The following is an 18,665-nucleotide window of genomic DNA, read 5'->3' as shown; positions in this document are numbered from 1 at the left end:
TTATTATGGTACCTGTGGTCGCGCTTGTTGGACGCCCCAATGTAGGAAAATCCACTCTTTTTAACCGTTTAACGCGTACCCGTGATGCGCTTGTGGCGGATTTCCCTGGTCTGACACGTGATCGTAAGTACGGGCGCGCTGAGGTAGAAGGTCAGGAATATATAGTGATTGATACCGGTGGTATCGATGGCATGGAAGAGGGTGTTGAAACCCGTATGGCAGCCCAGTCGCTGATGGCGATTGAAGAGGCGGATATCGTTCTGTTCCTGGTGGATGCCCGTGCGGGGATCATGCCTGCGGATGAACAGATTGCACAGCACCTGCGTACCCGCCAGAAGCCGACGTTCCTGGTTGCCAATAAAACCGATGGTATGGACCCTACCAATGCAGTGCTTGATTTCTATTCACTGGGTATGGGCGAGATTCATCCGATTGCAGCTACTCATGGTCGTGGTGTGCATAACCTGCTCGAAGCGGTACTTGAGCCGTGGATGGAAACTGAAGAACCTGAAGAGCTCACCGAAGAGCAGGAAAATGCGGCCTATTGGGCAGCCCTTGAAGCAGAAGAAAACGACAGCATTCCTGAAGACGAAGAAGACGATTTTGATCCGACGACTCTGCCTATCAAACTGGCGATCGTCGGACGTCCGAATGTTGGTAAGTCTACGCTGACTAACCGTTTTCTGGGTGAAGACCGCGTTGTGGTTTACGATATGCCGGGAACCACCCGCGACAGTATCTATATTCCGATGGAACGTGATGATCGCGAATATATACTGATTGATACTGCCGGGGTTCGCAAACGCGGTAAAGTGACCGATACGGTTGAAAAATTTTCGGTGATCAAAACACTGCAGGCGATTGAAGATGCAAACGTGGTGTTACTGGTTATTGATGCCCATGAAGGTATCTCTGATCAGGACCTGTCATTGCTGGGCTTTATTCTGAACAGCGGTCGTTCACTGGTTATTGTGGTGAATAAGTGGGATGGTTTATCACAGGAAATTAAAGAAGAAGTTAAAGAGGCTCTCGACTACCGACTGGGCTTTATTGATTTCGCCCGCGTGCACTTTATTTCTGCATTGCACGGTAGCGGTGTAGGTAATTTGTTTGAATCGATTACCGAAGCGTATGACAGCGCAACCCGTCGTGTGAATACCTCCATGCTCACCCGTGTGATGAATATGGCGGAAGAAGACCATCAGCCACCGCTGGTCCGTGGCCGCCGTGTCAAACTGAAATATGCCCATGCCGGCGGATATAACCCTCCGATTGTGGTAATTCACGGTAATCAGGTTAAAGACCTGCCAGATTCCTACAAACGTTATCTGATGAACTATTTCCGTCGTTCACTGAATGTAATGGGTACCCCTATCCGGATTCAGTTTAAGGAAGGGGAGAACCCGTATGCAGGCAAACGTAACCTGCTGACGCCTACTCAGCAGCGTAAGCGTAAACGTCTGATGTCGCATCTGAAGAAAAACAAGCGATAATTCGAAGAAGAGGGCTATAAGGCCCTCTTTTTAATGGGAGAGACAGCTAATGAATGTTATTTGCAGCCATTGTCAGTCCACGCTCACTGGTGAACAGGACGAAATACAGTGCCCGAAATGCCATACCTGTTACCGCAATACCGCTTACTGTCCGGACTGTCAGACGACACTACAGGTACTGAAAGCCTGTGGTGCAGTAGATTTTTTCTGCCAGCAGCATGGGCTGATTTCCTCTTCGCGCGTAGTGTGGCGCCCGGAAGTCATCGAAAGTTAATGGCTGAGACGACAAGATCAGTCGTTAAGTGGAAGAAAAATATCGGTCACTAACTGATGCTCAGCGACTTCATGAACAAAGTTATGGTAGTGAAACCACAGCGGAAAATCACGTAACGTCTCACCACTGGCAGGCAGCCAGTCACGGTACAGTGACTGCGCCAGCGCGGTTAGCCGCTCATGAGAACCCTGATGCCGCACAGTGGCACAGCGTCCGCCCGGGATTACGCTGTTCACGACACCAAACTCATTATCTTCAGGTATCGCGGCAGAAACTTCACCGGCAATCATAAAACGAAACTGCTGCGGATCACAGTTGTGCGGATCGTCCGGCGCAATACCAAAGGTCCGACAGCGACGCACCGGAGAATATCCGCTGGTTTTCCTCCACTCTACAAACCGGGCGGCAGTCTGATTAATGGTTTCCGGAGATCCCTGATGAACCAGCATAGCGACAGGAATATCAGGTAAAGTAACAATAGCAATTTGCATATCGGGTTCTCTTCTGATTTGCGGAGCGGCCGGCATCTGACTGTGCCATGACTGCCACTCTGGTTGGCGGCGAAACTCGCCCGGAGAGACTCCGAATACCTGCTTAAAGGCACGGCTGAATGACTCAGAATGAGTAAAACCCGTCTCCAGTGCGATATCGGTAATCTTTTGCTCAGGATTAAATGCCAGCCGGTATGATGCATAACGCAGCCGCAATAGCTGGATATAACGGCCTGGCGGGATGCCAATGCAGGCCGTAAATTGCCGGTGAAAGTGGAATGCAGAAAAATGGGCCACTTTACTGAGGCTCTCCAGCAACAGAGGTTCACATAGATGACTGTCAATATATTCCAGCACCTGAGTGATTCGTTTCTGATAATTAGCGGTATAACGTTGTTTATCGGTCAGCATAACATTCTCCTGTAGAGAAAGTATGTCGCCCTGTTGTGAGGCTGTCCTGACCGATCTTGCTGAATTACAGCATCATCGAAAAGGCAGATTACTGAGCGGCAGGATCCGAAGAGGCTTTAGGACGCTTTTTAGGAGTAATGGCAGGCTGAGTTGCCGTGACTTCACTCTCCACCCAGCCATCATTTAGCCGGGTACGCAATGTGTCACCGCGCTGCAACTGACGGGTATTTTTAATCACGTCGCCGTTGGCTTTGGTGGTTACACTGAATCCTCGTGCCAGCGTGGCTAATGGACTGGCAGTTTCCAGTTGTACCGCCAGTGTACCAAAGCGTTGACGGTTGTCATTCAGCCGTTGACTGATTGCCTGCTGCAACCGGTAACGCAACTGCCCTAATTCCTGATTTGCCTGGTAAATCTGAGATTGTGGCTGACGGCGTTGTAAACGCTGTGAGAGTTGCTCAAAGCGCAGACTGTGTTTTTGTAACTGTTGTTGCAAAGCAGCCTGAAGACGGCGCTGCTGTTCTGACAGCTGGTTGTGTTGCCTTGCAAGACGCAATTCAGGATGTTGCTGATTAAGGCGGTGCTGAAGTTGTGCAAAGCTACGCTGACGGCGGGCCAGATAAAAATCCATCGCCATTTCCATCTGTTGCTGCGCTGAGAGTAGCTGCCTTAACAGTTCAGTCTGGTTACGACTAATCAGCTCTGCGGCCGCAGAGGGGGTAGGTGCCCGAAGATCGGCAACAAAATCAGCAATGGTGACATCAGTTTCATGGCCGACAGCACTGACTATCGGTAACTGGCTGGCAAAAATAGCTCTGGCGACCCGTTCATCATTGAAACACCATAAATCTTCCAGTGAGCCGCCGCCGCGGCCAACAATCAACACATCACATTCCTGACGCTGATTTGCCAGTTCAATCGCGCGGACAATGGCGGGAACTGCATCATTACCCTGTACGGCGGTCGGATAAATCACTACCGGCAGAGAGGGATCCCTGCGGCGTAATACCTGCAGGATATCGTGCAGCGCAGCACCACTGGCGGAAGTAATTACGCCGACCTGGCGGGCAGGAGAGGGCAGAGCTTGTTTATGTTCTGCAGCAAACAGCCCTTCGGCATCCAGGCGGTTTTTCAGTTCGGTAAACTGCTGTTGCAACAGTCCTTCACCGGCAGGCTGCATGCTTTCAACAATCAGTTGATAATCGCCGCGTGGATCGTAGAGGGTGACTGAAGCACGAACCAGCACCTGCTGGCCGTTTTGCGGTCGAAAACTGACCCGTTGATTACTGCTGCGAAACATAGCACTTCGGACCTGAGCATTGTCATCTTTCAGGGTGAAGTACCAGTGCCCTGACGAAGGCCGGGTAAAATTGGAAATTTCCGCGGTCAGCCAGACCCGGCCCATCTCATGTTCCAGCAACTTGCGGACAGTAGCATTTAGACGGCTGACAGAGAAAATTGTGGCGTTTTCGTCGTGCAACATGTGATGAAGATCAAATAGTAAATCAGCGGGTTAATTAACCGATACTACAGTGACCTGTGTAAGTATCAAGAGTTTTTTATAAAAAAAGCTGGAGGCAATCGATTAGCCCCTGTATAATTCCGCTGCAATATTTTATCACTCCCAGGCCGAGATATTGCTATGCTAAGAATCATTAAAGAAGCCCTCACGTTTGACGATGTTTTACTCGTTCCTGCTCACTCTACCGTACTGCCAAATACTGCAGAACTCGGTACGCAACTGACCAAAAATATCCGTCTGAATATCCCAATGGTTTCCGCCGCAATGGATACCGTGACCGAAGCCCGTCTGGCAATTGCGCTGGCACAGGAAGGCGGTGTGGGCTTTATTCACAAAAACATGACGATTGAGCGCCAGGCTGAAGAAGTCCGCAAAGTGAAGAAGTATGAAAGTGGCGTGGTCGTTGATCCACAAACTGTTCTGCCAACTACTTCACTGCTGGACGTCAAACGTCTGACTGAAACTAATGGTTTCGCCGGTTATCCGGTAGTTAACAGCGATAACGAGTTGGTGGGTATTATTACCGGCCGTGACGTGCGTTTTGTCACCGATCTGAATCTGCCAGTTTCTGCGGTAATGACACCGAAAGAGCGTCTGGTCACTGTGAAAGAGAGTGATTCACGCGAAGTTGTACTGCAAAAGATGCATGAAAAGCGTATCGAAAAAGCACTGGTCGTGGATGACGCTTTCCACCTGCTGGGCATGATCACCGTAAAAGATTTTCAGAAAGCTGAACGTAAACCAAACGCCTGTAAAGATGCCCATGGCCGTCTGCGCGTTGGTGCTGCTGTTGGCGCTGGTGCTGGTAACGAAGAGCGTGTAGATGCGCTGGTTGCTGCCGGTGTTGATGTGTTGCTGATTGACTCTTCTCACGGTCATTCTGAAGGTGTATTGCAACGTATCCGTGATACCCGTGCTAAATATCCAAACCTGGAAATTATTGGTGGCAACGTTGCTACCGCAGCCGGTGCTAAAGCTCTGGCTGATGCAGGTGTCAGCGCGGTTAAAGTCGGGATTGGTCCTGGTTCTATCTGTACTACCCGTATTGTTACCGGTGTAGGTGTACCGCAGATTAGTGCTGTTTCTGACGCAGTTGAAGCGCTGGAAGGTACCGGTATTCCGGTGATTGCAGACGGTGGTATCCGTTTCTCTGGTGATATCGCGAAAGCCATTGCTGCCGGTGCTTCCTGTGTCATGGTAGGTTCCATGCTGGCCGGCACCGAAGAGTCTCCGGGCGAAATTGAACTGTATCAGGGGCGTTCATTCAAATCTTACCGTGGTATGGGCTCGCTGGGTGCGATGTCTAAAGGATCTTCAGATCGCTACTTCCAGTCTGATAACGCAGCGGATAAACTGGTGCCGGAAGGTATTGAAGGGCGTGTGGCTTATAAAGGCCGTCTGAAAGAGATCATTCATCAGCAGATGGGTGGCCTGCGTTCATGTATGGGTCTGACCGGTTGCCAGACGATTAATGATCTGCGCACTAAAGCTGAATTTGTTCGCATCAGTGGTGCCGGTATTTCTGAAAGCCATGTGCATGACGTGACTATCACTAAAGAAGCTCCAAACTACCGCACCGGATCTTAATCTCTTCCTGTTTCCTGCGCCCGGCTTACCGTCGGGCGCTTTAATTTTTTTGCCTGGAAAACTGTAATGACGACGGAAAATATTCATAAGCACCGAATCCTGATCCTTGATTTTGGTTCTCAGTATACTCAGCTGGTTGCACGCCGTGTTCGTGAACTGGGTGTGTACTGCGAACTGTGGGCATGGGATGTCACCGAAGAACAAATCCGCCAGTTTAATCCTAACGGCATCATTCTTTCCGGTGGACCGGAAAGTACTACCGAACTCAACAGTCCACGAGCTCCTGAATACGTGTTTACTGCCGGTGTTCCGGTACTGGGTGTCTGTTACGGAATGCAGACCATGGCAATGCAGCTGGGTGGTAAAGTTCAGGGTTCTTCTGAGCGTGAATTCGGTTTTGCGCAGGTAGAAATCAAAGCAGAAAGCGCCCTGGTTAAAGGGATTCAGGACAGCCTGAATGCCGCCGGCGTACCGCTGCTGGATGTCTGGATGAGCCATGGCGATAAAGTGACTGCTATTCCTGATGATTTTGTCACTGTTGCCAGCACCGAAACCTGTCCGTTTGCCATTATGGCCAACGAAGAGAAGCGTTTTTACGGTGTACAATTCCATCCGGAAGTCACCCACACGCGCCAGGGCCTGCAGTTACTGCAACGTTTCGTTCTGGATATTTGTCAGTGTGAAGCGCTGTGGACTCCGGCCAAGATCATCGACGATGCTGTGGCTCGTCTGAGTGAGCAGGTCGGTGACGATCATGTGATTCTGGGGCTGTCAGGTGGTGTTGACTCTTCAGTAACTGCATTATTACTGCACCGTGCTATCGGTCCACGTCTGACCTGCGTGTTTGTGGATAATGGTCTGTTACGTCTGAACGAAGCTGAGCAGGTAATGGAAATGTTCGGTGACCAGTTTGGTCTGAACATTGTTCACGTGAATGCGGAAAACCGCTTCCTGGATGCGCTGGCCGGTATTGATGAGCCTGAAGCCAAACGTAAAACCATCGGCCGCGTGTTTGTTGAAGTGTTCGATGAAGAAGCACTGAAACTGGACAATGTTAAATGGCTGGCTCAGGGCACTATCTATCCTGACGTTATCGAATCTGCAGCCTCTGCTACCGGCAAAGCGCACGTGATTAAATCGCACCACAACGTGGGCGGCCTGCCGAAAGAGATGAAAATGGGCCTGGTTGAACCGCTGAAAGAGCTGTTCAAAGATGAAGTTCGCAAAATTGGCCTGGAACTAGGTCTGCCTTACGACATGCTGTATCGTCATCCGTTCCCGGGCCCGGGTCTGGGTGTTCGTGTACTGGGTGAAGTGAAGAAAGAGTATTGCGATCTGCTGCGCCGTGCCGACGCTATCTTTATCGAAGAACTGCACAAAGCCGACCTGTATAACAAAGTTAGCCAGGCCTTTACCGTATTCCTGCCGGTTCGTTCTGTTGGTGTTATGGGCGATGGTCGTAAATACGACTGGGTTGTCTCTCTGCGTGCTGTAGAAACTATCGACTTTATGACCGCGCACTGGGCACACCTGCCGTATGATTTCCTCGGCCGTGTATCCAACCGCATCATCAATGAAGTGGATGGTATCTCCCGTGTTGTTTATGACATCAGCGGCAAACCACCAGCCACCATTGAGTGGGAATGATTTCCAGGCTAACCCGGCCTAATCATTTCTCATCATAATGTTACGAAAACCCCGCACTGTCGGGGTTTTCTTTTTCCTGTCTTATCACTCCTCATCATCCAGACTTAGATTTATTACGCTATTTTTGACGGTATCAGGTTTTATAAATATTGTGCTTTGGTTAATGACCGTCAGTCACAGAATATATTCTGGTGAATCAGGATGGGTGTTTCCTGAAAAATAAATTACTGATAGTGTTTTGCTCCTGTAATTTACGGTCTGGGTTAACAACAAACGGAGTGCCGCAGTGAGTCGGTTAACTATTGAAGTCTCTGATGCCATTACACCTGAATTCTCCTTAGCGATTGAATCGGGGCTTAATCATTACAATGAGGAGGCGGTGGGATATAACGACAATAAACCTCTTGCTGTTATGGTCAAAGATGAAAGCGGGGTGGTATTGGGAGGGATGATGGGGCGTACCTACCTCGGAATGTTATTTATAGATCTGGTGTACCTGCCACCGGAAGTGAGAGGCAAGGGATTGGGGAGCCAGATTCTTAAACGTGTTGAAGATGAAGGCAGAAGCCGGGGTTGTAAAACCGCCGTGTTGTATACCATTACTTTTCAGGCACCGGTATTTTATGAAAAAAACGGCTGGCAGAGATTTGGTGAAATAGCCTGTCTTCCTGAAGGAACCAGCAGGGTCTTTCTGAAAAAAGACCTGTAATTTTCCGTGGTGGGCAATCCTGTTCAGCAGATTTAAGGCAACAGCTGTTGCATTGGCAGATGACTTATCAGTGTCTGCGGATAACCCCGTCGCTGGTTGTTGTGCCAGACGCAATCAGTGTCAGGTGATTCCTCTCTTCATTAGCAAGTTACATGCTAATCTGGTTACCGGACTGTTTGTGTTTAAGGATTCCGTTATGACGACTTTCTATCAGCTTTCGGCCACCCGCCTCGATGGCCGGCCGGGCTCAATGGCTGATTATGCAGGTAAGGTGATTCTGGTGGTGAATACCGCCAGTCATTGCGGTTTCACGCCACAGTATGCAGGGCTTGAAGCGCTCTACCGGAAATATGCCAGCCAGGGACTGGTGATACTGGCTTTCCCGTGCAACCAGTTTGGCAGGCAGGAGCCGGGAAGCGCTGAAGAAATCTCACAGACCTGTTATATCAACTACGGTGTAAGCTTTCCGGTGTTTGAAAAAGTGGAAGTTAACGGTTCTGCAGCACACCCAATATTTCGCTATTTGAAACACGAGTTATCAGGGATATTGGGGGGCAGGATCAAGTGGAACTTTACGAAATTCCTGATTGGACGTGACGGAAAACCCCTTAAACGATTTGCACCAGTGTCTACCCCGGAGAAAATCGAAACAGCAATCCTTGCTGCGCTCCGGGATTAAGCCGGCAGGCTACTGCTGAGTTTTACAGACGATTTTCCGGTGATTCATATTTCCTGAACTATTGAAAATTGGTTACGCAAAGTACCGCGAATTTAATCATCCGGAAGGTTACAGAGTTTTATATTCTGTCGATGAAAGCTCAGTGACAGCATATGCAATTTTGTCGCACCGTCAGGATATCCGGCAACTGCTGTTTAACCGGTTAATTATGGCCTGATCATCCTGATAGCCGGTTTACCATACTCCCAACCCTAAAGCTTCTCTGTCATGTTCAACGGAAATTCTTTTCCTCTAAATTCAAGTCCCTGACAATTGATATTGTGACGCAGGGCATAACCTGAGTCTCCCCTGTTTGCTCATGGGTATCTGGCGTCCTACTATTTCTGTGTACGGTATGATGTCTGGTATTGCAGGGAGTCAGAATGCGGAACACTTTTGCACGCATTTTTAACGACCATGGTGGTCAGTTATCGCTGAAGATCATTGGGCTTTATCTTATTCTTATCGCGGCCAACGTCGGAGCATGGGCATGGGCGTTTATTGCCTTTCGTGATCATCCGGTTCTGTTGGGAACTGCTTTACTCGCCTATAGTTTCGGCCTTCGCCACGCGGTCGATGCCGACCATATCGCGGCCATTGATAATGTTACCCGTAAGCTGATGCAGGAGAAAAAACGACCCGTTTCGGTGGGTTTTTTCTTCTCGCTCGGGCATTCCACCATTGTCATTCTGGCTACGATTATCATCGCGGCCACCGCAACCGCATTTAAAAGCCAGATAGAGGCCTTTCACTCCGTTGGTGGTGTTATCGGGACTCTGGTTTCTTCACTGTTCCTGCTGACGATTGCTGCTATGAACATTGTCATACTGTCGGGGATCTGGCGGACATTTCGCAAAGTAAAATCCGGCGGGCGGTATGTTGATGAAGACCTGGATATTTTCCTGGCTAACCGCGGACTGCTGGCCAGAATTTTTCGCCCGATGTTCGCTTTTATTCATCGCAGCTGGCATATGTATCCGTTGGGCTTGTTGTTCGGTCTGGGGTTTGATACTGCGACCGAGGTTGGATTGCTGGGAATCTCCGCAGCACAGGCCTCTCAGGGGATGTCTGTGTGGTCGATCCTGGTATTTCCAGCCCTGTTTACTGCAGGTATGTCACTGATTGATACCACTGACAGTATTCTGATGCTTGGAGCATATGGCTGGGCATTTGTGAAGCCAATCCGCAAACTCTACTACAACATGACTATCACTCTGGTCTCGGTCATTGTTGCAGTAGTGGTTGGAGGCATTGAGGCCCTGGGGCTGATTCAGGATAAACTCAATCTTTCCGGTCTTTTCTGGGATGGAATCGGGTCACTTAACGATAACTTCGGGACTATCGGTTATCTGATTATTGGTATTTTTATCGCTGCCTGGATAATCTCCGCAGTAATTTACCGGCTTAAAGGCTATGACCAGTTAGAAGTTAATCCGGACTGAATCAATCCCCTGACAGGGTGCTGCCACGCAGAGCCGGACAGCGCTGCTGGCTTTGACGCTCCTCTGTTTCTGCGCTCTGTGACTTATTGCTGATCTCTCCCCCGGGGCCTTTTCCCCGGTTTATCTGTTTGCCTTTTCTGCACAGTTTTTCCTGAATTTATTTGCGCCCCGGATATCTTTTCAGCAGTTGGAATCGTCCTAAAAACCTTCTTTAACGGCACAAAACTACCTGTTGAATGCCATCCTGAATAGATGCAGCCGATTGACTCACTGCGTGTCACTTATCTGAAAGTCGATATCATCATGGAGATAGTAGAGATATGAAGATAGAAAACACCACTGGTTTTGGACTAATTGCGGTAGATAAATCAGCAGGCCGTATTTTATTTCTCGACCCTGAAACACTGAAAATTCGTAAGGTTCTTGATGATCTGCCACGAAAACCTCACGAGTTGTTGGTGTTACCTCAAAAAGGTAAGGCATATGTGCCTATATTTGGTGATGGTGTTCACGGCGATAATCCCCATCCACAACATCAAATTGCTGTGGTGGATCTGGCAGGTGAACAACTCATTACTTTGATTGATATCTCCCCGTTTAAAGGTCCGCATACTGCCCGACTGGGTTACAACGGGCTGATTTATTGTTGCTGTGAGGAAAGTGCTGTAATTGTCATTATCGATCCACAAACAGATACGGTAACCGGCACCATTAACTCAGAGTCTTACAATGTACACCGGCTGGCCGTTATTCCCGGAAAAAATGTATTAATCACCGAAAGTGAAGAGGAGGGGACGTTATCGCAGATCGTTTTTGATGATAACAGCGGCCGGATAGTCAAAAAGTTGAGTGTGCCGGGTAGCCTGAATGGCATTGATGTGTCACCAATACGACCGTGGGTTGTCGCAACTAATGGTAGCGCTCCTGAAATTTTTTTGATTGATCGCGAACAGTTGGTGCTTCTGGATACTATTCCGCTGAAGCGTCATAACAAACCAGCTCAGATAGTCCGTTTCAGAAATGATGGTGAGATTGTTGCCGTTATTGGCGATTTTGATCCGGTAGTCAGTTTCTTTGATGCGAATATGCGATATCTGTTTACCGCGGGGCTACAGAAAAAACCTCTGGATGGCGCGTTTACTCCGGACGGACGATATTTCCTGGTTGCAAATGAAGACAGTGGTACGGTTTCTGTGATTAGTCTTGAAGAGGGGCGGGTATCGGAGCATGTGTCTGTACCAGAAGGTTGTGAAGTTCTGGCTTATTACCCGTTAAAGCCATTCGCTTCTCGGTCATAAATCCATGACTTAGCTTATTTCTGATACAAATTGCGAACCCGTGAACATAATCAACCAGCCCCGGGCTAACCGCTGATGGTTTTAATCTTAAAATTAACGGAACGTTAGCGGGCAGGGCTGGTTACCTCCCGCCATTGTTCATGTTCATCATTCAGTCGGGTTGGCTGGTGGCGTTTTGAGAACCCGCGTGATTAATTGATCCAATAAACGGAAGACGAAGTTTAAAGGGTGAGAACTGCATTCCCATATCGAGACCTAACAGGTTAATTTCAACACCTTCAACCGGCCCGGCAGTAAAGCCAATCAAACCCAGCAAAGAGACCTGAACACCCTGTCCCGATGGCGGGAGACCGATAGGCCTGGCGAGGTCGCGGTAATCTTTTCCGATAGCATTGGCTGGCATATTCAGATGCAAAGCGGGAACATTACGACCGATATGGGCCATAAAGGTATTGCTGTTTGGACCGGGCCAGGCGTGGTAAGTCTCTTTCCACGGATAGGACGCTATGGCAGCTTCTATTTGCGGTATTAAAGCAGCCGCCTGAGGGCCGCGATAATCGACCAGTAAATTGGGTTTTGCACCAAACCAATAATCGTCCGGGCCATGGCTATTTTTGCGTATCCGATCGCCGCTCCCCCAACCGGTGACTTCATATCGGGTATATTGCGTGTCTCCGGCGCGTTTAAATATGATCCACGGATGAACGGCTGCTTTGCCACGCCAGCCATAGGTTGCCGCATCATAGATCTGAACTATCGCGGTATTAGCCATTTTGATGGGATCCGGGGCCTGCCCTGATGAATCATGACGTGCTGCCCACCAACCCTCTCCGACTGAAACTCCCGGATGCGTATCGCGCATCATACTTGCTACCAGTGAGACCAGCACCACACAAAGAAATACCAGACCAGATATTTTCAGCAATTGAACAACTCCCGGCAGTATGGCGTTAGAAACTAACTATAGCGCAGATTAATTAAAGCTTTGTCAGGGGCCGTGTAAGGAGAGAGTAATAAGCATCCGGAAATGTAAGAGGTTGTAATCCCCTTATTTGCGGTGAAGGTACCATAAAAAACACGGGCTAAAGCCCGCGTTCAAAAGACTATTTTCCGGGAAAAATTGCCAGTAAATCTGTAATTTCTCTTGATCCCCCTGATCGGCAGGGGGATCCCAGTACCGTTTAAGCCAGTTCTTTACGGATGATTTCTGCACCGGCGCTTAATGCATGCAGTTTACCAGTAGCGACTTCACGTGAAAGTGGAGCCATACCACAGTTAGTTGAAGGATAAAGTTTATCAGCATCAACGAATTGCAGAGCTTTACGCAGGGTATTGGCAACTTCTTCCGGAGTCTCGATAGTGTTGGTTGCTACATCAATAGCACCTACCATTACTTTTTTACCGCGAATCAGCTCAATCAGATCCATTGGAACGTGTGAGTTCTGGCATTCCAGTGACACGATATCAATGTTCGATTTCTGCAGTTTAGGGAAGGCTTCTTCATACTGACGCCATTCATTACCCAGCGTTTTCTTCCAGTCGGTGTTCGCTTTAATACCATAGCCATAGCAGATATGGACGGCAGTTTCACACTTCAGGCCTTCGATAGCGCGCTCCAGAGCTGCAACACCCCAGTCGTTAACTTCGTCGAAGAATACGTTAAACGCCGGCTCATCAAACTGAATAATATCTACGCCTGCAGCTTCCAGTTCTTTCGCTTCCTGGTTCAGGATTTTAGCGAATTCCCAGGCCAGCTTTTCACGACTTTTGTAATGATTGTCATACAGCGTATCAATCATAGTCATCGGGCCAGGCAGTGCCCATTTAATTGGCTGTTTTGTCAAAGAACGCAGATATTTAGCGTCATCCACAAATACAGGTTTAATACGCTCAACAGCGCTCACGACTGTCGGTACGCTGGCATCATAGCGATTACGGATTTTAACGATTTCGCGCTTCTCGAAATCAACACCACTCAGATGTTCGATAAAGGTGGTAACGAAATGCTGACGGGTCTGTTCACCGTCACTAACAATATCGATACCTGCACGCAGCTGATCATCCAGGGACAGACGCAGTGCGTCTTTTTTTCCGTTAACTAACTCTTCGTCCTGCAGTTTCCACGGCGACCAAAGTTTCTCAGGCTGTGCCAGCCAGGACGGTTTTGGCAGACTTCCGGCAGTTGACGTAGGTAACAAAATTTTCATAGCAGGTGACCTTGTATTTTTTTATGACTCAAAGACCGTAAGTTTCAGACCATTGTTCAAGAACTGTCTTGTATGGTTTGATGAAGTATTGTTCAGTATATTTACCCTGTTCAATCGCTAACCGACTGCGCTCTTCGCGATCATAAACAATTTTTGTTAATGAGTAGTCCTGATAGTTCAGGCTTGGCTGGTACTGCAAACCAGCAACGGAGTTAGCGTTGTAAATTTCAGGGCGATAAATTTTCTGGAATGTTTCCATAGTACTGATGGTAGCAATCAGCTCGAGGTCGGTGTAATCACTCAGCAAATCGCCAAAGAAGTAAAATGCTAACGGTGCAACGCTGTGTTTCGGCATGAAATAACGGACCTGCAGGCCCATTTTGCTGAAGTAGTTATCTGTCAGCGAACGCTCATCCTGGCGGTATTCAATACCAAGCACCGGATGTTCGTTACCTGTACGGTGATAAACGTTTTTGCTGGAAACACTCAGACAGATTACCGGAGTTTTTTTGAAGTTACTTTTATAAGCTTCTGAGTTTACGAAGCTTTTGAAAATGTTACCGTGCAGCTCACCAAATTTCTCCGGAATAGTGAAATCAGGTTTATCTTTATTATGATCCAACAACCATACGCTGAAATCGTAATCCCGCACGTATGACGAGAAGTTATTTCCGGCAATACCTTCGGTACGCTGACCGGTTTTTTTATCGATAATATTAGTTTTCAGAATCTCGATAGCCGGGAAGCTGCCACTCTCTTCGTCAATTTTCATTTCAACAGAAATGATGTCGATTTCGACAGCATAACGATCGGCAGTCGGGTTGTCCCAGGTCGCCAGTGAGTTAAAACGGTTGTTCATCATCACAATGGTATTGCGCAGGTTCTGCTGACGGCTTTCACCGCGGGCCAGGTTCGCAAAGTTAGTGGTGATACGCGTATTTTCAGAAGGGTTATAGTTCTCGTCGAAGCTGCTGCTCTTAATCGAGTAGGTAAAATCTTTATTCATTGTGAGCCTGAATCCTGGTCCTGAGATGAAAACTGAGTTTAGTTGCTGATTATCCAGAAATTTCGGTGATCGAAATACACAGTTTTCATATTATCGAAAGTGAATAATCATACGTATTTTATGCCTGACTCACGGAGTGAGTGAAAGTGATTTAATTTCACTCGCAGATGAAAATTTTTCATGTTGGTGCAGGACAAGAAACGGCAGGTACAAAAGGAAAGTGGGGCAGACAGCAAATGACCGGATATTTAATCACTAAAAAGCTCCGGAGAAACTTACCGGACGGTTTTTATGCTACGTCATACCGCTTTCGCGATTCAATAGGCTGGCTGAATTAAATTACCCGAAAGTGTGGCAGGAAAAATGTACAGGTTGGTGTTTGCAACACAGTCATTCTTTAAAATGAGCGGTGTCAGGTAGTGCAGTCTGCACCAGAATGGTGCTCTTTCAAAGGCAGTCCAGGCTGACAGAGGCACGGGAAAGCCATTTTTGAAAATGGCATATTAATTGCTTCCTTTTGTTAACCGCGTCCTGAAATTCAGGAACAGGCAGCGAAGTCTGGTAAGCGGTCTGTGGCACAGGCCACCTAAATATATTGATTTCAGGCGAAGAAGCCCTGCCGGCAATGATGTCGGCGGGGCTTTTTTTTGGAGTAAATCTATGAGCAAGTTCAAACAATGGTTTCAGGGACCACAGGATATTACTGAGGCCGAAGCTGTAGAGGATTATGCGGTTGGTCGTGTTCCTTCACATTATCGTTGGCCAATTCCGGCAATCATTCTTGTGTTACTTGGTAATTCAACAGCAATGTTTTGGTTCAGTCTTGGCGCAGATATGAGCAACCAGGTAGGTTGGCCAATGCTGCTGTTACCAATTGCATACATGGTGGTGTTTGCAACACTCATCGGCTCCTGCATTATGAAAATGGCCAGTAAGGAGGGGCTTTCGCTGAATCTGATGACCCGTGGGCTCGGTTTTGGCTATATGGGGTCGGCATTTACATCGCTGATTTACGCAGTAAATTTCATTTTCTACTTTCTGTTTGAAGGGACCATCGTTTCACACGCAATCGCTAATTATGCCGGTGTTCCTGTCAATTCTTTTACCGGGATTGCAATATTTGCATTAATGGGATTGGCTGCTATTTGGTTTGTCTGGAAGGGCATGTCGTCGATGCAGTTTCTGCAAACCTGGGGAGTCCCTATTTTTATCTTATTGTTCGGATTTTGTATCTGGCAGCTTACTCATCACTATCCGTCAGTGGGCTTTAGTGGCTGGACGCCGGGAAGTCATGTTGACAGCAATTCCCTATGGCTGGTGATGAATATGGCTAATGGACAGATTGTATTTCAGGGGTTAATGGCAACCGATTATGGGCGTTTTGCTCGCCCCGGTATTAGTCATAAAGGTACGGCAACGATTATGTTAGGTATGCTGATACCTATTGTCGTGGTCATGTTGTTTGGTGCTTTCATGGCCTATACATTGTTACCTCATATAGAGGGAACAGACGTCTGGTCGCAGGCAATGGATCCTGGTTTTGTTTTTCCGCTAATAATCGGAGTTGTCGGCGTTTTTTTTGCGGTGATTACACAAGTCCGTATTAACGTTCTCAATCTTTACTCAGGTTCAATTGCCTTGTCGAATACTATGGATATGGCATTTAATTTCCGTCCCGGGCGGCAATGGTGGATGTTACTGGTCTGGCTTATGGGGGTAGTGTTTTATATCTTCAATATTCTGCAGTACACCGGGACGTTTTTATCTATAACCGGGATTCTGACCAATACCTGGGTATTTATCATCCTCGCTGATTATTTCATCTGTCGTAAGATGTTAAATCTTGCTCCTTCAGATTTTGTTGAGTTCAGAAAAGAATATCTGAGAATGTGGAATCCATCGGGTGTCATAGCACTTTGCGCCGCTGTTGCCGTTGGAGCTGCAGGAGTGTTGGGGGCTTACCCAATGGTCTATGCATCATTCATTGCGATGTTTATCGGACCAGTATTACATGTTGCCATCAGCGTTCTGACTCGCGGCCGTTATTATTTCAGAACTTTTCCTGCAGATATGCCTACCAGTTGGGTGCCTTCAGCTTCCTGCCATAGTCCTAAACCAGCACTGATGCCTCTACTCGAAAAGGAGACTGAAAAATGAGCATAAAGGTTGCTACTCTTCAGTTTGAACCTACACAATTTCAGAAAGAAAAAAATGTTGCCCGTTTACTGGAGTTAGCCGAAGAAGCGGCAAGAGGCGGAGCTCAACTTATTGTTATGCCAGAGATGGCAACCACCGGGTATTGTTGGAAAAATCGGGAAGAGGTCCGGCCTTATGTTGAAACAATAGACGGAGCATCTACCCGGGCATTTACTGCATTAGCTCGTGAGTTTAACTGCTATCTGGTTTATGGAATGCCGGAATGTGACCCATTGACGGATCTGTTTTATAACAGTGCTGTACTGGTTGGTCCCGAAGGTGTTGTGGGTGTTCACCGTAAAACTCATCCATACATATCGGAACCCAAATGGGCTGCAAACGGTGATGCCGGGCATCAGGTATTTGAAACAAAAATTGGGAAAATTGCCCTGCTGATATGCATGGACATTCACTTTATTGAAACAGCACGTCTTGTTGCTGTCGGTGGTGCTCAGGTTATCTGCCATATCAGTAACTGGCTTGCTGAACGGACTCCTGCGCCTTACTGGTTAACCCGTGGTTGGGAAAATGGTTGCGCATTAATAGAAAGCAATCGTTGGGGGTGGGAGAGAGGCGTTCAGTTTAGTGGTGGCAGTTGCATAATTGACAGTCAGGGGGAATTACTGGCTTGCTGTGACAGTGGTGATCAGATATTAACAGCGGAACTTGTATTACCTGAAACTAATCCATGGCTCAAAAAACGTCGCCCTGAATTATACCAACGTTTAATGACGAATACTTATCTATGGAATCCAAAAGAGTATTTTGGATTGTACGGTTGTGAACCACTTCCTGAAGGGAAAAATTCACGAATAGCGGCCGCCCAGTTTTATCCGCAAGATAGCATTGATGAGAATTTACATCTGATACGTAAACAGATTGAGCAGGCCAAAGTTAATGGTGTTGAGCTACTGGTATTGCCAGAGCGGGCTCTCACTGGTGGCGAAGGTAGTCACAATGCACTACCAAAAGATCATCCGGCAATTAAGTCACTTATCAGTCTGGCAATAAATTTCGATATCGCATTGCTGGCAGGTTTTGCTGAGTATGATGGCAGCAATTATTACAATAGTGCATTACTGGTCAGTAGCGCAGGTATAGATGCACATTATCGCCAGATACACCTTGCTACTGAGGATGAGAAATGGGCAACCGCAGGTCAACATTGGGTTACCTGTGATTTGCCCTGTGGGCGGGTAGGTATTTTAATTGGTGAAGATTTACTCATGCCGGAGTCGGCACGTATTCTTGCGCTGGAAGGTTGTGACATTGTTGCATGCCCGGCCAGGCTAAATATGCCGATTCCATTACCACATAATGGTACAGCTATTCAGCATAACTGGCCGATTCCCCGGGGTGCGGATCCTTTTCACTGGTTACTCCCCCGGGTCAGAGCAGGTGAAAATAATGTCTGGCTGGCTTTTTCAAACTGGTCTGAAAATAAGCAATTCAGTATAGGTATGAGTGGAGTCTATGGACCGGAAACTTTTGTGTTCCCAAGACAGGAGCGTAAGGTCATTGACTCCGAGGGGCAAGTTTTTCTGGATATCTCAACGGGCAGTGCAGATAGTCGCTACCCTGACCATGTGGTCAGACGTAAAGATTTGGTTCTGATGCGTCAGCCACATTATTACACCCCTCTGATAATCCGTCAGCCAGGTTGA

The 18,665-nt window shown here is 47.8% G+C and carries 15 protein-coding genes and 1 pseudogene; 11 read left to right on the top strand and 5 right to left on the bottom strand.

Annotated features, from left to right (window positions below; all coding sequences use genetic code 11):
- Window positions 1-5 precede the first annotated feature (5 nt).
- A complete protein-coding gene (gene der / locus A7K98_RS14935; protein WP_087489280.1) occupies window positions 6-1,493 on the top strand; it encodes a ribosome biogenesis GTPase Der in 1,488 nt (495 codons plus the stop codon).
- Window positions 1,494-1,542: 49 nt separating this feature from the next.
- Window positions 1,543-1,767: a YfgJ family double zinc ribbon protein gene (locus A7K98_RS14930; RefSeq protein ID WP_087489279.1), complete on the top strand. Its 225-nt coding sequence runs from the start codon at window positions 1,543-1,545 to the stop codon at window positions 1,765-1,767.
- 17 nt (window positions 1,768-1,784) lie between these two features.
- On the opposite strand, the gene A7K98_RS14925 is transcribed toward A7K98_RS14930, so the two are convergent.
- Both A7K98_RS14925 and xseA read right to left on the bottom strand, forming a co-directional pair.
- A complete protein-coding gene (locus A7K98_RS14925; RefSeq protein ID WP_087489278.1) occupies window positions 1,785-2,669 on the bottom strand; it encodes an AraC family transcriptional regulator in 885 nt (294 codons plus the stop codon).
- 88 nt (window positions 2,670-2,757) lie between these two features.
- Window positions 2,758-4,152, bottom strand: coding sequence for an exodeoxyribonuclease VII large subunit (gene xseA, locus A7K98_RS14920; RefSeq protein WP_087489277.1), 1,395 nt, complete (start codon window positions 4,150-4,152; stop codon window positions 2,758-2,760).
- 159 nt (window positions 4,153-4,311) lie between these two features.
- Between xseA and guaB the strand changes: the two genes are divergently transcribed.
- The 7 genes and pseudogenes from guaB (at window position 4,312) to A7K98_RS14885 (ending at window position 11,592) form a co-directional block, all read left to right on the top strand.
- The gene (gene guaB / locus A7K98_RS14915; RefSeq protein WP_087489276.1) at window positions 4,312-5,778 is read left to right on the top strand and encodes an IMP dehydrogenase; all 1,467 of its coding nucleotides are present in this window, start codon (window positions 4,312-4,314) and stop codon (window positions 5,776-5,778) included.
- 66 nt (window positions 5,779-5,844) lie between these two features.
- On the top strand, window positions 5,845-7,425 hold the full coding sequence (gene guaA / locus A7K98_RS14910) for a glutamine-hydrolyzing GMP synthase (protein ID WP_087489275.1): 1,581 nt from the start codon (window positions 5,845-5,847) through the stop codon (window positions 7,423-7,425).
- 286 nt (window positions 7,426-7,711) lie between these two features.
- Entirely contained in the window at window positions 7,712-8,134 is a 423-nt protein-coding gene (locus A7K98_RS14905; protein ID WP_087489274.1) for a GNAT family N-acetyltransferase, read from the top strand.
- 196 nt (window positions 8,135-8,330) lie between these two features.
- Entirely contained in the window at window positions 8,331-8,813 is a 483-nt protein-coding gene (locus tag A7K98_RS14900) for a glutathione peroxidase (protein WP_087489273.1), read from the top strand.
- Window positions 8,814-8,859: 46 nt separating this feature from the next.
- Window positions 8,860-9,030: pseudogene (locus A7K98_RS14895) on the top strand (type II toxin-antitoxin system RelE/ParE family toxin); the annotation flags it as partial.
- A gap of 205 nt (window positions 9,031-9,235) precedes the next feature.
- Window positions 9,236-10,294 (top strand): HoxN/HupN/NixA family nickel/cobalt transporter, encoded by a 1,059-nt coding sequence (locus A7K98_RS14890; RefSeq protein WP_087489272.1) that lies wholly within the window; start codon window positions 9,236-9,238, stop codon window positions 10,292-10,294.
- Between the two features lie 320 nt (window positions 10,295-10,614).
- Entirely contained in the window at window positions 10,615-11,592 is a 978-nt protein-coding gene (locus A7K98_RS14885; protein ID WP_087489271.1) for a YncE family protein, read from the top strand.
- A gap of 151 nt (window positions 11,593-11,743) precedes the next feature.
- On the opposite strand, the gene A7K98_RS14880 is transcribed toward A7K98_RS14885, so the two are convergent.
- The 3 genes from A7K98_RS14880 to A7K98_RS14870 all read right to left on the bottom strand — a co-directional run bounded on the left by A7K98_RS14880 (window position 11,744) and on the right by A7K98_RS14870 (window position 14,805).
- Entirely contained in the window at window positions 11,744-12,457 is a 714-nt protein-coding gene (locus A7K98_RS14880; protein ID WP_087490531.1) for a DUF3750 domain-containing protein, read from the bottom strand.
- 316 nt (window positions 12,458-12,773) lie between these two features.
- Window positions 12,774-13,799: a methionine synthase gene (locus A7K98_RS14875; RefSeq protein ID WP_038022130.1), complete on the bottom strand. Its 1,026-nt coding sequence runs from the start codon at window positions 13,797-13,799 to the stop codon at window positions 12,774-12,776.
- A 28-nt stretch (window positions 13,800-13,827) separates the two neighbouring features.
- Window positions 13,828-14,805: a DUF1852 domain-containing protein gene (locus tag A7K98_RS14870; protein ID WP_087489270.1), complete on the bottom strand. Its 978-nt coding sequence runs from the start codon at window positions 14,803-14,805 to the stop codon at window positions 13,828-13,830.
- Between the two features lie 507 nt (window positions 14,806-15,312).
- Here A7K98_RS14870 and A7K98_RS14865 point away from each other — a divergent pair.
- Together A7K98_RS14865 and A7K98_RS14860 are read left to right on the top strand one after the other, a co-directional pair.
- A complete protein-coding gene (locus A7K98_RS14865; protein ID WP_232461550.1) occupies window positions 15,313-16,962 on the top strand; it encodes a purine-cytosine permease family protein in 1,650 nt (549 codons plus the stop codon).
- Window positions 16,959-18,665, top strand: coding sequence for a nitrilase-related carbon-nitrogen hydrolase (locus tag A7K98_RS14860; RefSeq protein WP_087489268.1), 1,707 nt, complete (start codon window positions 16,959-16,961; stop codon window positions 18,663-18,665). Before A7K98_RS14865 ends, A7K98_RS14860 begins: the two co-directional genes overlap by 4 nt.

It is taken from the genome of Tatumella citrea, from assembly GCF_002163585.1.
In the GTDB taxonomy this organism is placed as follows: Bacteria; Pseudomonadota; Gammaproteobacteria; order Enterobacterales; family Enterobacteriaceae; genus Tatumella; species Tatumella citrea.
Note: the sequence above shows the minus strand (reverse complement) of the source record. Positions and strands in the feature narration are given on the sequence as shown.